The sequence below is a fragment of the Dysgonomonas sp. PH5-45 genome (assembly GCF_029893235.1).
Classification (GTDB): Bacteria; Bacteroidota; Bacteroidia; order Bacteroidales; family Dysgonomonadaceae; genus UBA1309.
On sequence record NZ_JARXWE010000040.1, the window covers coordinates 1 to 16,105 of the forward strand.

Below are 16,105 nucleotides of genomic sequence, written 5' to 3' on the forward strand. Positions count from 1 at the left end.
AGAGATTGAGCAAATGTTCAACGCGCTTATTTCATTGATAATAAATAATTTAACTAAACAAATCAGCGAATTGTTTCAACTACTGATTCGCATTACTAATAGAGCATTGGCAGATATAGGGAAGAATCTGAGAATTAACTATAATCATAAGGCTGTTTAATTTTGAACATCTACTTAATAAATAACAGAAGATATAACATGGAACTAAACAAAACATTGTGGAATAAATGGCAGTCAGACTGGTCATGGATAATGTCTATTGCAGAGACTAGAAACTGGGATTATAGTAAAATAGTTATCAAAGACCCTATCGCATTAGAAGAAATAAAAACTTTAGAAAAAAGTTTGGATATAGAATTACCTTCTGATTTTAAACATATATTATGTGAATATTCTTCCGGTATTGATTTAAACTGGCATATGGATGATGACGAGATCGAGTCATTCGAAGCTATCTTTTGTGGAGGTAGTGATGGAATTTTATGGGATTTCTCACAATTAGACAGAATGTACAAAAACTATCTGGACTGGGTTGCTAAATGTTTCCCCGATCCGAATAATGAGTATGACAAAATATGGCATAATAAAGTCCCATTTCTGGAAGTCGGTAACGGTGACATGATCGTTTTTGATAGGGTAAGTACGGAAAACGGCTGCCCGGTTATATTTTTAAGCCATGATGGCAGCGATTTTCATGGAAGCCACCTTGCTGATAGTTTTATTGAGTTCATAACTAACTGGTCAAATATTGGTTGTGTTGGGACAGAAGGCTGGATTTTAGAAATTTTCTATGATTCTGATAGTAAAAAACTAATGAGTGAATCTTCTGTCATTAATGAATGGAAGCAAGCTTTGATAAAAGTATAAAACTATGAATGAAGCGCTTAGAAACGCAGCATATTCAGATAAATACAGGGAAGAATGTGCGAAATTCCAACCTTTGTTTTCGGAAGAGAACAAGGTAGAAGATGAAACCATCGCTCTTCCAGAGGATTACAAAATACTCAAAACTACATATAAAGGGAAAGTGAATGGCTGTAATCTGCATGGTAATAATAATGTATTGTTGGATAGCAATGGAGAAACCATCCACATATGGAATAGCTTTGATGACGATGCGGAATTCCATACTTTTATTTATCACCGGAATGGCAATAAATATTTAGTTTACAGGCAGGAATTGTATGGATATACAGTTTTTGATTTGGCAAACAATAAAGAATTCCAGTATTATCCGCAATGTGTGCTGGATGGTCGGGAATATTTTATCTGGACAGACGTACACTATAATCCTCTAAATAATTTGTTGGCTGTGTCTGGTTGTATATGGGGTGCGCCGTGGAGTACACTCATTGTCGATTTTGAAAACCCTATGGCTGAACCAAAATTTCAGCATGATATTATCGATTGTCTGGATGGCGGTTATGATGTTTACGATGATGCTGATTTTGTAAGATGGGACGGTTTAAACCTAATCTTAAGTTGTTATAATGTAGAGAAAAACGAGAAAGAAGAAATTATTGTACCACCCGGCACCTATCAAAATACGGACTCCAATTAATAGATTTGCAGGCTTTTTCCTTTTAGCATAGCTTTCAGTATATTCTTTCGTGTGGTTTTTAACGAAGGGGGTAATTGTGATGGTTCTATCATATCCAATGCCACACGATATTCCTGTAATAATTCGGGAATCATCCGGCACATTTCATAGGCTAGTTTCATACAAAGGGTAGTTGTGCCGGGAGCTTCTTTCATTGCAACCATTTCTTCCAGGCAATAATCAAGAAAGTCTACGCGGGGAGGATCTGCTAACGGCTGCCTGTAAAGCAGATGGAGAAACAAGCGTAAATGGGAAGGATGTCTGGCAGCCAATAACTTGTCTATCATTTCATTCTGTTTTGAGTATAGCCACTCATTTTCAGATAACGAAAAATGTGTCATTATCCACAAAGCGTTGGTCACGACAGTGTCATCCTCATCAAAAATCATGTTATACAGTTGTTGCCTGCCCTTATTGCTATTTTGTATCAAATAGGTAATCTCATGAATTTCGTCCATCCCGATGCGTCCGGATAGCTTCTTTAACAGCCTTGCAGGGATTGTAGTACTACTTGCTTTTTTTTCGAAGTGAAAAATTATTCTTGGTATTTCATCCATGATAACAATGATTATAGTAATTGTAAAGCAATCTCTGCGCAGGCCTCGGCATCAGCCAAAGCGTTGTGGTGGTTTTCCAATATAAAACCACAATCGGCAGAAACGGTATGTAGCTGGTGATTGGGTAAATATTTTAGCTGTCGCCTTGATTCAGCTAATGTACAATAGAAAACATAATCGGGATAGTCCATTTGATAAGTTTTAAAAGCAGCTTTCAGGCATGCTTCATCAAAACCTTTGTTGTGAGCGACCAAAGGCAAGCCCTCAATCAGAGGTTCTATTTGTTGCCACACTTTCGGGAATACTTCCTCATTATCTGTATCTTTGTCTGTCAGCCCATGTATGCGGCTATTGGCATAAGTATAATAGTTCGGTTCGGGCTGTATCAGGCTGTAAAACTTATCCGTTATGCTGCCATCGCGCACCACGACAATGCCCACGCTGCAAACGCTGGATGGCTGTTCGTTGGCTGTTTCAAAATCTATGGCTGCAAAGTCGCGAAACATTTTCGTTCTAAATTTGGAATAAAAATAGGGAGAATAACGCAAAAACGAAAATCAAATTTATCTTTGTGATTCAAACTTTAAAATAGAAAACAAATGAAAGCATTAGTAGAGAACTTAAATCAATTATTTGCTGATTTCGCAAAAGATGCAGCATCGCAAGTAGAAAACGGTAACAAAGCGGCAGGAACTCGTGCCCGTAAAACATCTTTGGCTATCGAGAAAACTTTGAAAGAATTTAGAAAAGTATCTATTGAAGATTCGAAGAAATAATTATTTTACACGAAAAAGGTTATTCCAAAAGGGGTAACCTTTTTGTTGTGTTATTTTGGATGTGAGAAATATTGTATATTTTTGTGAAAAGAGTTATTTGAATCTATGGAAAATTAAAGCAGACTAAAGAGTCTCGGTTGTTTCTAAATCGTTACCCATTCTCATTTCTGCATTCACAATCTACTGTAAATTAGTTGAATATATTATTTATAAGTAGTTTTTATCTGGCTATGACCAAGCATCCGACTTACGGTTTCGATAGGAACTCCCTGTGAGAGTGTGATTTCAGTAGCATAGGTATGGCGTCTTTGATGCCAGGTCAGCCGCCGGGTTATGCCGCTAATACGAGCGATATTTTTTATTTCCCTGTTTAATTCCCCATTGGGATACATCGGTAATAGCCGCCCATCGGATGCCGTTCCCTTATAGCGTTCAAGAATTTGCAGAGGAATTTCGAGCAGGGGAATTTCGTAGTCTATTCCGGTTTTATCACGGAATGTTTTTATCCAGATTACATTATCTTCTGCAACAAAAATATCCTCGTCCGATAATTTGCACATATCGCAATACGGGATTCCGGTATAACATGAAAATGAGGAATAAATCACGGATAAGGTAATGCTTCGGCTTAGTAAACTGTGCCCGCATCAACTTGTTCAATTCCTTGCGGGTAAGATATTTTTGCTGCCGTTCGGGGTATTCGGATTCATAACCGGCAAAAGGATTTTTGGTTATGATTCCTTCGGTTATAGCATCCCCGATAATAGTACCCAATCGGGTAGTAAGCAATACTATCGTGCCTGGTGAAAGTCGGCAATCAATCTTTAAATACAGGTCGTATTTATCAATAAACGACCTATCCAATGCAGCAAAAGGAATATCCGAAAGTTTGTACTTTGCTTTCAGGAACTTTGTAAGGTGTCCCAAAGCATACCAATAGGATTTGGCAGACCCTTCTTTGCGGTTTACGCCGATGCGTTTATCGAAATTTTCATTATGGGCACGGAAATAGGATAGTAGAGTTTCCTGTCCGGATGCCATACCCAGCAAAAGGTTCTTTACATCTTCGGCTGTTACATTCTCTCTTACTGCCGACAATTCTCGGTAATATGACAGGGCAGATGCCCTGATTTCGTCTAACTGCCGGTTAATCTCGTTTGCCGTATGGCTTTTACCTGTGGCTCGACCGGATGCCCATAGGTCTGCCGGAACGGTCATTTTTGCACTAAAGATGGTTTCGGAGAATTTTCCGATTGAAAGCCTTGCCATTACAGGGCTTTTTCCGTCCTTTTTCGTTTCATTTCTTTTCAGGTAGAAAGACACCTTTACTTCTTGTTTCATGACTCTGTTATTTAAGTAAAAAATTACTTGTAACAGAGTTATTTTCAGTGATATAAAATATGGAGCCAACAGGAAGTAAACTCCAATTTTGTATTCAAAACCCATATTTTCACCGTTAGTGCGAAAAAAGGGTTACTTTTGAAAAGCATTTTTTGAAAAACAAGCGTTCTTTGAGGTAATTATCTTTGTTCAGGTTGTTTTTGCTTCCTAATCCGACTAACCAAAAAGGCAGTACTTAGGTAGCAAATCTTTCGCTTAACTGCTCTATATTCTTCCATTTAGCCTACCAGAAGAATATAGCGAAACAACGCCGAATAATTCTAATTACCAAACACTTACTCTATTCTTCCTGATTTTGCTTATCTTTGCGAGATTCTTGTTATCTTTGCGCTCAAAATTATAGTCTCGTATAGATAATTTATGCATCCCGAAAGTATATCTGTCATAATATCCACATACAACAACCCCGAATGGCTAAAAAAAACCTTGTGGGGATACCAAAATCAGACTTTCCATAACTTTGAGATACTAATTGCAGACGATGGGTCGGGCAAAGAAACAGCCGACATGATAGAACGTTTTAGCCGGGAGTCTGGGTTGAACATCAAACACATCTGGCATCCCGACAATGGATTCCAGAAATGCGAAATACTGAACAAAGCAATCCTTGCCAGCCAATCTGAATATCTTATCTTTACCGACCACGATTGTATTCCCCGTAAAGATTTTGTGGAAGGTCACCATCAACATGCAAGAAAAGGACACTTCCTTTCGGGCGGGTATTTTAAACTCCCTATGGACATAAGTAAGTTGATAGAAGAGCAAGACATATCCTCAGGACAAGTTTTTGATTTAAATTGGTTACACAAACATGGGCTTAAACGGTCGTTTAAAGAAACCAAACTGTGGAACAGCAAAGCTTATGCTTCGTTTATGAATACCATAACTCCGGCAAACGCGTCGTGGAATGGTTGTAACTCGTCATGTTGGCGAAGCGATGCCCTTCTGGCAAACGGGTTCAATGCAGAAATGCGATATGGAGGATTAGACCGTGAGTTTGGCGAACGCTTAGTAAATGCAGGTTTGAAGCCCATTCAGCTACGATATACATTGATAGCCGTGCATCTCGATCACGACCGCCCATACAAAACCAAGGCTCAACTGTCCGCCAACATGGCTATCCGGAAAAATGTGAAGCGAAACAGGATAGTAAAAACTCCAAATGGAATAGAACAGCTAAAAGGTTAGCAAAGAAAAAAAATGCGGTTTAAACATTTCATCATAACACGGTTTAACGTCAAGGTACTGTACAGAGGGGCAACAAAACCCTTTGAACAAACTACCGAATGGCTCAACAGCCGCTTTGAACTGTTTGAACGCTACTGCCTGCCTTCAATCAAAAACCAAACAAACGGCAACTTCATTTGGCTTTGTCTCTTCGATAAAGACACTCCCGATTTTTATAAACAAAAAATAAATGGTTATAAAAAAGATTTTGAGCAGTTTGAGCCGTTATTTCTTACCCAAGCCGAAGCTGCCGATATGGCAACATTTCTGCATGAAACTATAAAAAAACACCTTACAGAAAAAGATGAATACGTTGTCACCACCCGTATCGACAACGACGATGCTTTTCATATCTCCACAATAGACCGCTTGCAGAAAATAATCCGATTCGGTGACGAGCCTACCGTATATAGTTTTAACTACGGATACCAATATTTCGTAAAGCTCAACATCGCGTTGCGGATGTATTATCCAAACAACCATTTTCTGACCATGACGGAACGAAATAACGAAAATTTCCGCACGATAATAAGTTATGGACATACATCTGTGCGAAAGGAGTTAGCATGTGTCGATATAAAGGATAAACGCCCTCTTTATTGGCTTGAAGTGGTACACAGCAGCAATGTCAATAATAACCTGATGCTCTCGCCTAAATACAGATATGCACCACGTTTACGAACCATATCATTTTTTGATTTCGGTTTAGACTTAACCATAAAATGGTATCAGGCTGCATTCAACTTCGTTTTCAGGCTTACACCTTATGCCATTCGTTTTTTAGGGCATGAGATATGCCGCAAAGCAAAACAAAAAAAGAAATAGTATTTTACAAACCTGTATATGCCGGAATAAAATTGTGTGGATGCCTTTTTTGGTAACTCGTCCAAAACTTGTTGTGATATTGTAGCAAACAGCCTACGCATTCTTGTGAATCAAAGCCACGGGTATTAGCATATTCTTCAGCAATAAGCGAAAGCATTTCATCATTGCCAAACAATTTGCGCATACTGTAACAACCCTTGGCCATGTTTATATCGGTATCAAATTTCATCCGGTTAAGGTCAACCAGATAAAAATCGTATCCTCTGTCGTTTCTTTTATAGAGTACATTTCCTGCCGAAAAATCGAGATGGAGTATTCCCCGGTTATGTAGCTGCCCTGCAAATCGCCCGAACTGCCGCAGCAATTCTTCACGACCTGCCGTTTTTCCTGAGCGAAACTCACGCATAGAGCCATCAAAGTTTTCGTGTATGCAAACATAATAACTGTGCCCAAGCAAAAAACAATCGCTCTCTTCAATATAAGCAATAGGCTGAGGGGTATGGAAACCATATTCCTTCAATTTAAGGGCATAGTGGTAAGAACGTTTCGCTTTGGTTTCACGAAAATTTTTGTAAACCAAACGATTGATAAAGTGAGGTATTTTAAAGGATTTAATATTTAATTTCAACCCTTCGTTCTCAACCACCCGGATAATGTTTCGCGACTTGTAGTCGACCTCTCCCAACGTATTGAACGATGATGGTATCTGTTTTATAAACGATTCCATTTTTTTGTATAGCGGGTGGACTACTTCTTTCTGCATATTTGTTTATGGGGTGTTTTGTTGACAATGCAAATGTACAAAAAACTCATCAGTTCTTCTACGGCATATATTCTTTGAAAAGTATAGATAATATTCAAAAATAAAAAACGTTTATTTTTTTATGATTTTACGTGTGGTGCGTGTTTCTCCTTGCTGAAAGGTTGCGAAATAAACGCCGCTCGCCCAACTGGCAGTCTGTACGGTTTCGAGTTCGCCAAGATTCTTTTTTGTATAAACGATACGCCCTTGCGAGTCAAAAATAGTCAGATCGGTATTTTCAGCACCCGAAATTCTCAGTATATCGGTCGTTGGATTCGGGTAAAGGCGAATAGAAAGTTCTTCGCCAGTAACCGACTGGCTATCTAATATTTGCCCACCGGAATAGTAATAGTAAGCTTTTTCGTTAAAGCGCCAATCGCCATCATCCCACACATAGAGGTCTATGTAATCCGGATTGTTGTCAGGATCGTAATAATATTTATAATTATAAAATCCCTCCCAATCGTGTTCCTCACGGTTCCACGAATAATAAAACATTGCCGTCAGGTTTCCCGCATCGTTGTACGAATGTCCGTATTTGTAAAATTTTATCCAATCGTGATATTCAGGATCGCCTATACTATAAATTTCCAAAATTTGATTTCCCTTTGAGTCGTACTCATATTCATATCTGTATTTCGGAATCCATTGATGTTCATCTAAACACTCGTAATATTCGGACGAAATGAGATACCCTTGTTCGTCATACTCATATTCGTACTTATAGCGGGCGTTCATATAACTCTTTACATTATTAGAGTTCAACAACCTGAACTGGAACATTGTTTTCAGATTCCCGGATTCGTCATACTCATATTGATAACTTTTATATTGGTTTTCAATCCATTGATCGTTCTCCTTCATATACAGAATGTCTCCGATTTTAAGCCCATCGTCATTAAATTCGGCTGTTTGCTTGAAGTATTCCACCCATTCGTTCAGTTGCTTGTTCCACCACCAATAGATTTTCTCTGTTTCGTTTCCGTACTTATCTAATCTGGACAAATACTTATGCATCCCCACCCACTCGTTAAGCACGGTATCTTGTACGAATGCCATTTCCGAAACCTGGTTGCCTCGGTTATCCCACTGGTAAGTGAATTCCATATATTTCAACCAATCATCATCGTGTTTGTTGCGTATATAATATGTCCGTATGTGTTCGTTGCCTCTGTCATCGTATTCCGATATTTGCTTATTAAGGCTATTGCCCGCCAACGATTTCAGCACCATACTGTCGGGGTACAGCATATTCTGTCCCGATAGATGGATTGCCATACAGATAAAGATGAGTGTAAAGATTTCTTTCCTCATACCATTTCGTTTATTCAAAAAATTCTTTGGGATAAGTAGCTATCCCCGATATTTTGAAAAAAACGTTGGGAATAAGGTCGTAACCCATAGCATATTCTACGGGAACCGTAAACGGGACTTGTATTCCAAAATCGGACAATTGTTTATAGCCAAACCTTTTATAATAATCTTCGTGTCCTACTACAAGAACAGAATCGAACCCTAATTCTTTAGCTATCTTATGGCCTTCGGCTATAAGCTTACCGCCAATCCCCCGATTCTGAAATTCGGGATGTACCGAAAGGGGAGCCAGTGCCAATGTTGATGTATGATAGCCTATACTTACCTTCGTGAAAAGAATATGCCCCACTATTTTACGTCCCGATACGGCTACAAGCGACAGTTCGGGAACAAAAGCGCTCGTCCGCCGTAGTTTTTCAACAAGGATATGCTCGTTCTGACTACTGTAAACCTCGTCCCTGAAAGCGGCTTCAACAAGCCGTTCTACGGCTTTATGGTCTCTTTCGGTTTCTTGCCTGATTTTTATTGTTGGTGTCTTGTCCATGTTCTAATAATAATTGAATGCCTAAAATAAAGCTAATTTATTCATTTTGCAACAGAATACGGGCTAAGATTTCGTTTATGGCCTTATATTTTTTGAACACCATCATGTGGTCAGCTTTAGCGATGGGGATAGCGTCTTTCACATACTTGTACGGAAGAAGCTTATCGTCAGCACCATGTATATGATACAAGTCAGGACAAACACCGTTTGGCCTCCAGTTCAATATCTGGTTTATGCTCCATTTTATGTACTCCGGACTATCGGCATAGCCGATAAAAGGGTTTCCCCGATCGGGAACGGCAGGATATATCAACTGAGTGAACAGCCGTGTAAGCACTCCGTCTTTTTCCTTAAAATCCATCGGGAAACGCTCCGCAAATTTTATCCGTCTACCCAAGCGGTAAAGGGGAGGTATCTCTGCCTCACTCTTAACAGATGCCATGATTATAGTTTTTTCAGGTTTCAGGAAGGCGTTTATTTCCTGTGCCACGATTCCCCCAAAAGAGTAACCTATCAGAACGAAAGGCTGCGACGAGTCAATGCCTTGAGCCATCTTACGGGCATACTCATTTAATGTTTCATCCCCACGGGGAATGTACCATTCCAAATATTTTTTTTCAAAACCATCGGGCAACTGTATGCGGTCGAACACCCTACCCGTTGCCAAAAATCCCGGAATAAAATAAACGTTCATACAAAAGAGATTGTTCTTTTTCTTTTCTGAAGCGTAAATATAAAAAAATAAGCGATACAACCCGCACAGGCAAAGTTGCATCGCTTTTTTGATAACTAAAAACTTATTTCTGTTATGAAAGCTTCCTTAAAGTTTTAACTTCAGGGTTGCTCCAAACTGTATTGGTTTTCCTTTTTGAACGAACGAATTCCCCATCGATTCGAAATAAAACGCCTGATAATCTTTATCCAGCAGATTCTTACCCCAGAGTTCCACAGTAAAAGCCTTTTTGACAAACCCTAAGCGGGCATTAAGCGTACCATACGAACGCTGGTAAAGGTTATTTTCTTCTGTCCAATAGATTCTACCCACACCCGAATAGCTGGCATCGAATTGGATTTTGTCTATTATCGAGTTTTTCTTCATGTCGTAAGTGATGCTTGTTCCCACGCTAAAAGTTTGCTGGGGAGCAAAGGGAATATGATTGTCCTTATAATTGGTGTTGTCGTCAACACGATAGTCCTTAAACTTAGCATCGGCAAGCCCATAGTTTGCAAACAGATAAAAGCCTTTGCACGGGCGAACCTTTGCGCCAACTTCAAAACCTTTGCTCGATGCTTTTCCCGCATTGGTTGTGCCGCGTCCCGCACCACTTTCGGCAAACTGGGTAATCTGTACATCCTTGATGTCAATATAGTAAAGGGCGGCATTCAGCGCAAGAGCATCGTCTAAGAAATAAACCTGTCCGCCAATTTCATAGTTCCAACTATATTCGGGTTTAAATGTTATCAAATCTTTTGGGTCAGTGCCCGGAGCCGAACCCATACCCACGGCATTCATCATGGCCGGCTGCAAAGCATCTTTCAGCACATCGGCAAACAGAGAAACGTTATGCCCGCCCGACTTGTATCCGCGCGACACCGATCCATAGAGATATGAACCATCGTTAAACGCATATTTGATAACGCCTTTAGGCAACAATTCCAGATAATCTACATCAGCCTTTCCGTTCATAACGGTATCGGCTCTGTAATTGAGCGTTGGGCGTGGAGCGTTTTTCCAGCCTAAGTCAAAATTCACTCCCGTATTGGTATTGTATTTCAATTGCGATTTTTCATAATCCAACCTTAGCCCTGCCGTAAACGACAAGCCTTTTACATTAAATAAATTGTTGAATGTAGATTGATGAAAAGCCGCCGCACCCGATGTCTGTGTACGAAAATCGCAGTTGAAGTCTATTTCGGGGCTTGTGATATTGATTGTTACAGGAATGTTCGGATTCTGATTCAGCCTGTCGAGCGCAGGTTGTACCAATAGGCCGATACCTTCTTCGTACATATGAACAGGCGATTTCATTTTCAGATGATCGTAAAACCCAAATGCACCGAACGACCATTGGTAATTAGAGTTGGTGTTCGATTTTATTGTCACTTCCTGACTCAGTGAATTTTCCCATTGGCGTTGATTCAATCCGAATATGGAAGCCGACGAGTAGTCTTGGTCCATGTGCATATTGTCGTTCAGATACTGATACGCTGTTGTTGAATTGATGATGTATTTATCGGCAGTATATTTCAGAGCCAAGCCATTGGTATATACACGCCGGATGTAAGAGTTGTCTCCGTTTATATCAACTTTATTGTTGTTTATATTCATGTATGGGTAGGCATTCTGATTGGTATAATCGAAGCTTGAAGTAAAGATGGCTTCGAGGCTGGGCGTCCAGTTCCAAACCAGTTTCACACGTCCGCCTGCGTTGTCACCATCATCGGCTCTGCGTCCGTTGTATGCGTTTTTGAAAAAACCATCGGTTCTTTTATAATAAACAGAAGCCGAAAAGCCGAATGTATTTGAAACCCTCTTGTAGTGCGACAGATTTGCCGAAAACAGTCCATGATTTCCGGCACTGACGGTTGCCGTTTTTCCCTCGTACGTAAGAGGAGAATATGTGTAAACATTCATAATTCCACCCATCGAGTTACGCCCGTAAAGCGTACTTTGTGTACCTCTTAAAACTTCAACACGCTGTATGTCGTAAAGCTCGGTATCGAATGTACTGGGGTTGAAGTAAGGCACGTTGTCTATATACATACTCACGGTTTGCGTTCCGGTGCGTGCCCCCACTCCACGGATATATAGCGGAGCCGACATTTTGGAACCATAGTCGGAAACAAAGAAATTGGGCACATAAGCACTTATTTCCTTCAGCGATGAGGCTTGTATCATATCAAGGTTTTTTTGCGACAAAAAAGAAACTGCCGCCGGCAACGACTTCAGGCTATTTGTTTCTTTGGTCGACGAGAGAATGATAACATCGCTTTTCAGCTCGGTGTACAGCGTATCATTTTTTTGTTCGCTTGCATCTTTTGTGTTGGCCAGAGCTGCATTCAAAAACAAAATAGCAGATATACACAAGAGTATTTTTTTCATAAAATAGAGAAAATTATTGATTGTTAGTTTTTCTAATCTTGAATGCAAAGGAATATTAAAACAAGAACAACGTCAATCACTATATGTAGTGATTTATTTATGCACACATGTACAAAAGAAAAGCCCTCGTTATCACAACGAAAGGCTTTTAACACAAACACAAATTAACCAAAAGTCACAACTTTCATATCATATTCATTCCGGCAGAAATCGCCGGTCGACATGAAAGAAAAGTAGTTTAACTTTATAACCGCTAAGATATATAACAAAAAACATTGTGGCAACAATAATCGACAAATACACATTTTCAATCGACAAAAAGATATCTCTATTGAGCCGAAAGCCAAACAATACTCAAATAACGTGCAAATAGGTGTATAAAAAAGTTAATCTTTTGTATGTTTTAATACAAAAAAACCTTAATTACTTGCATATTTGCTTATAATCAAGGCTTTAATCATTAGTCGGGATGACACGATTCGAACGTGCGACCACACGCCCCCCAGAATCAAAAAAAGTCTTTGATTTTATTTGCATTTATTTGATATTCTGTTGAATACGAAAATTTTGCTATTGCAAGATTGGACTTCATTTTTATACCTTTGTATCAATTCCGTCACGAATCCGTCACGCAAAAACGATACAAAGTATAAGAAATGGCAAGTTTCAAATTTAGTCTTTACGCAGGAAATTCATCGCAAAAAGGATGTCCCATAAAACTAGTAGTTCGCAAAAACAACGAACGAAAAGTGATTGCATTGAATCTTTATGCACATCCCCATCAATGGGATGAAGATTTGCAAAGATATAAAACCGGACGAGGCAAAGACCTGCATCCCGACCGAACACAAAACAACGAATATCTGAATCGAAAAGAAGTTCAGGCGCATGATATTGTTGAAGAGTTTGACCGTCAAAAAATAGACTGGACACTTACCCAGTTTGAAGATACATTCCTACATAAAACTTATCAATCCAATGTAAGCGAGTTCTTCACTAAGTTGATCTCAGACCTTATGGCAACCGGACATGATGGAAATGCGGAATGCTATCAGCGAACGTTGGATATGCTCCGATTATTCGACCCTGAATTTGATAAACGTATTTTTAGCGAGATAGGACTCAAATATGTAAGAGCTTTCGATGTATTCTTGCAAAAACCAAGAACATCTGAATATAAAAAGGGAGGAAGAACCATACAACGAAACGGTTGTTGTGGTAATACCCGAAAGTATTATCATAAAGCATTGCGAGCTGCATATAATAAAGCTATTAGCGAGGGCGATGCAGACGAACGTTTCTATCCGTATGGGAAAAGCAAGTTTGAAGTAAACAAGCTTACTGAAATTACAGCAAAACGTTATTTGTCGAATAATTACCTTGAAAAAATAAAAGAATCTTCATGCGATAATATCCGGTTAGAGATTGCTCGAAAGCTATTCCTATTCTCTTACTATTGTCATGGGGTAAGCTACATTGATATGGCGTTATTATCCACCCAAAACATCTTAGCGATAGACAATGATAAATACCTTGTCTACAAGCGCTATAAACTGCGACATAACAACTCGACCAAGCCGTTGTATGTAAAAATAACGCCCGAATTGGAAGCTCTTATCAGTTGGTTCAGGTACAATACACTTTTAACCGCAAATTACCTTACCCCCTGTATCACGAAGGATTATAGCCATTCAAAACTATATGAGCATATCAAAAACAGGCGAGGAAGATATAATGATGCGCTAAAAGAACTGGGTAAAGAATTAGGCATTGAGCTCAATTTAACCACCTATGTAAGTCGCCATTCAGTAGCCATGCGTTTAAGGGATAAAGATGTTGCTACTGATAAAATATCACAAGTTCTCGGGCATGGAGATGTAAAAACGACCGAAGTATATTTGGATAGCTTCGGGAATAGGGTGGTCGATGAAGTGGTGAGTGTTTTGTAACGGCCAGCGGTTTTGCTCTAGCGAGGAACACAAATACTCACACCCCGCTTTGTGTCAGACCGCTTGTTGTGTGTAGTGTTTTACAATGCGGACACATCATTATATAACGTTCTTAAATGATCTTCAGACAAATCCATTAAAGGTTCATACATAAATGAGTTTAAGTGTAAATTCTCTGCCGTCATCAAATTTACTCGGTCAAACACATCGATATGTTGCTTGTTACTCGGAAATTCTTTCTTGTATTGTTCAACTATTTTTCCGGTCTCTTTTGTTTGTATATTGTTATGGAAATTTACATCTGATACATTTTGAATAATATAACTTTCTGCTTTATACCTAATTGCCATTGATAAGCATAACTTGGATTTCAAATCAAGAACGGCTTCATTTTCATGAATTATATTATCTGCAATAGATATAACCAAGTCGTAAACTTTTTTGTTCGGGTCTGCAACTGCTTTAGTTTGATTAAACACTCTATTGAAGATGGTTAAAACATCTCCTACTAAATGTTCCTTTGTCGCTTTTATATTAGAAGAAACATTCTCTGGCTTCATGTGCAATAACGAGGTTAATGTCAAATAATCAGTACTTTTTGTTCCTGTGGTATATTCAATCAAGTTTCTAACAAACGGAATACAAGACACAAATGATTTTTCACAACTATCATAATTTTTACGAAGTAAGGGGAAAACATCTTTCTTTTCGCCAGCAACAAAAAATACTTCGGTTTCAGTTTTTACTGCTTTCAAATTCCCCTCCCAATTATTCACGCTTTCCAACCTATTTTTAACTGTTTTGTAAAAGTCGAAATTATGAGTTAAAATAATCATTTTGAACAGAGATTCTTCGGCTATATCTTTTAAATATTCAATAATTGCGTACTTATTTTTATAGTCAAAAGAATCTGCAATATCATCAACTATTACAAGTTGTTCAGTATTGAGTTTCTTTTTTGTTTCTATTTGGAATATTATATTCAAAAGGTAGAAAACTCTTTGTTCTCCTGTACTTAAACTTCTTTGAATTTCTGCGCCACCAAGATCTTTTGTTCCTACACCATCGTTATATGTAAAAATTAGTGAAGCCGGCTCGTTTTTTAATATCACATCTTCTTGATTATTGATTTTTATCTCAAAGGGCACAGTAAATCGATTTTTGAAAATATCAAGTACTCTAACCCATTCTGAATGTTCTTTTTTTGCCTCAACTGTAATTTCATTACGTCTCGTTTTTGTAGCAATATATAGTTTAACGAAAACGTCTAGTTCGCCTTTATGGTTGGCAATGTAATTTAGAATGAGTTTTTTCTTGAAATTTTCTAAATCAATGAATTCTTTTAATATCTCTTGGTTAGCAGCAATGTAATTTTTGAAATTACGACATTCATTATTTGCATTAAGTGCTTTATCTATTTCAGTAAATTTAGAAGTTAATTCAGGGTCATTTAGAACTTTTTCTTTTTCTTCTTTTATTATGGTTTCCAGCTCGAAAATATCTCCTATTTCAATATCTTTTATTTTCACCTTATGATGTGCCTTAAAAAAACCATTATCTTTTAATGATTTTGAAATAGTTTCTGCATTGTAGTGGTCAAAGTCTCCTTTTTTGAAGAATGTTGTTTTTTCATCAACTAACTTGTCGTAAATCGCTATGTATTCTTTTATCTTTGTGTTAAAAGATTTCTTCTGAAGAAAAGCATAAACCTTGTCATTAAAAATTTCATTAAAAACTATGCTTGAATATAGCGGGGTAGCAATATCATTGATTTCTGTTATTCTACTTTCGATAAAACTATATAAATCTGTTTTAAATGCTTGCGTAATTGTTTGTTCAATTACATTTGCTTTTAGGCCAAAATATGGGTGTATTGTACTTAAAAATTCTGTTTTTGTTTCTATTAATTTTGTATTAATGCGAATCAGTAGTTGAAACAATTCGCTGATTTGTTTAGTTAAATTATTTATTATCAATGAAATAAGCGCGTTGAATATTTGCTCAATC

The 16,105-nt window shown here is 38.2% G+C and carries 14 protein-coding genes and 1 pseudogene; 6 read left to right on the top strand and 9 right to left on the bottom strand.

What is annotated here, in order from left to right:
* Positions 1-198 precede the first annotated feature (198 nt).
* On the top strand, positions 199-867 hold the full coding sequence (locus tag M2132_RS11080) for an SMI1/KNR4 family protein (protein ID WP_280673567.1): 669 nt from the start codon (positions 199-201) through the stop codon (positions 865-867).
* Between the two features lie 4 nt (positions 868-871).
* Positions 872-1,561: a hypothetical protein gene (locus tag M2132_RS11085; RefSeq protein WP_280673566.1), complete on the top strand. Its 690-nt coding sequence runs from the start codon at positions 872-874 to the stop codon at positions 1,559-1,561.
* Here M2132_RS11085 and M2132_RS11090 read toward each other — a convergent pair.
* Both M2132_RS11090 and M2132_RS11095 read right to left on the bottom strand, forming a co-directional pair.
* Entirely contained in the window at positions 1,558-2,157 is a 600-nt protein-coding gene (locus M2132_RS11090) for a hypothetical protein (protein WP_280673564.1), read from the bottom strand. The two genes, M2132_RS11085 and M2132_RS11090, sit on opposite strands and share 4 nt — an antisense overlap.
* Before the next feature lie 11 nt (positions 2,158-2,168).
* Positions 2,169-2,663, bottom strand: a complete 495-nt coding sequence (locus tag M2132_RS11095) for a 3'-5' exonuclease (RefSeq protein ID WP_280673562.1) — start codon at positions 2,661-2,663, stop codon at positions 2,169-2,171.
* 93 nt (positions 2,664-2,756) lie between these two features.
* Here M2132_RS11095 and M2132_RS11100 point away from each other — a divergent pair, with 93 nt between their 5' ends.
* Positions 2,757-2,933: a histone H1 gene (locus M2132_RS11100; protein WP_280673560.1), complete on the top strand. Its 177-nt coding sequence runs from the start codon at positions 2,757-2,759 to the stop codon at positions 2,931-2,933.
* A 203-nt stretch (positions 2,934-3,136) separates the two neighbouring features.
* Here M2132_RS11100 and M2132_RS11105 read toward each other — a convergent pair.
* A pseudogene (locus M2132_RS11105) lies at positions 3,137-4,274 on the bottom strand (site-specific integrase).
* Between the two features lie 420 nt (positions 4,275-4,694).
* Here M2132_RS11105 and M2132_RS11110 point away from each other — a divergent pair.
* Together M2132_RS11110 and M2132_RS11115 are read left to right on the top strand one after the other, a co-directional pair.
* Positions 4,695-5,522, top strand: coding sequence for a glycosyltransferase family 2 protein (locus tag M2132_RS11110; RefSeq protein WP_280673558.1), 828 nt, complete (start codon positions 4,695-4,697; stop codon positions 5,520-5,522).
* 12 nt (positions 5,523-5,534) lie between these two features.
* Complete coding sequence (locus M2132_RS11115; RefSeq protein WP_280673556.1) at positions 5,535-6,386, top strand: glycosyltransferase; 852 nt, start codon at positions 5,535-5,537, stop codon at positions 6,384-6,386.
* Positions 6,387-6,390: 4 nt separating this feature from the next.
* Here M2132_RS11115 and M2132_RS11120 read toward each other — a convergent pair whose 3' ends face one another.
* The 5 genes from M2132_RS11120 to M2132_RS11140 all read right to left on the bottom strand — a co-directional run bounded on the left by M2132_RS11120 (position 6,391) and on the right by M2132_RS11140 (position 12,149).
* A complete protein-coding gene (locus M2132_RS11120) occupies positions 6,391-7,149 on the bottom strand; it encodes a lipopolysaccharide kinase InaA family protein (RefSeq protein WP_280673554.1) in 759 nt (252 codons plus the stop codon).
* 111 nt (positions 7,150-7,260) lie between these two features.
* Entirely contained in the window at positions 7,261-8,502 is a 1,242-nt protein-coding gene (locus M2132_RS11125; RefSeq protein ID WP_280673552.1) for a T9SS type A sorting domain-containing protein, read from the bottom strand.
* A gap of 10 nt (positions 8,503-8,512) precedes the next feature.
* Positions 8,513-9,046, bottom strand: coding sequence for a GNAT family N-acetyltransferase (locus M2132_RS11130; protein ID WP_280673550.1), 534 nt, complete (start codon positions 9,044-9,046; stop codon positions 8,513-8,515).
* Positions 9,047-9,083: 37 nt separating this feature from the next.
* Positions 9,084-9,740 (bottom strand): alpha/beta hydrolase, encoded by a 657-nt coding sequence (locus tag M2132_RS11135; protein ID WP_280673548.1) that lies wholly within the window; start codon positions 9,738-9,740, stop codon positions 9,084-9,086.
* Between the two features lie 126 nt (positions 9,741-9,866).
* A complete protein-coding gene (locus M2132_RS11140) occupies positions 9,867-12,149 on the bottom strand; it encodes a TonB-dependent receptor (protein ID WP_280673546.1) in 2,283 nt (760 codons plus the stop codon).
* A 656-nt stretch (positions 12,150-12,805) separates the two neighbouring features.
* Here M2132_RS11140 and M2132_RS11145 point away from each other — a divergent pair.
* Positions 12,806-14,098, top strand: coding sequence for a phage integrase SAM-like domain-containing protein (locus tag M2132_RS11145; protein ID WP_280673544.1), 1,293 nt, complete (start codon positions 12,806-12,808; stop codon positions 14,096-14,098).
* 80 nt (positions 14,099-14,178) lie between these two features.
* On the opposite strand, the gene M2132_RS11150 is transcribed toward M2132_RS11145, so the two are convergent.
* On the bottom strand, positions 14,179-16,105 hold a 1,927-nt coding region (locus M2132_RS11150), incomplete at its 5' end, for a hypothetical protein (RefSeq protein WP_280673542.1).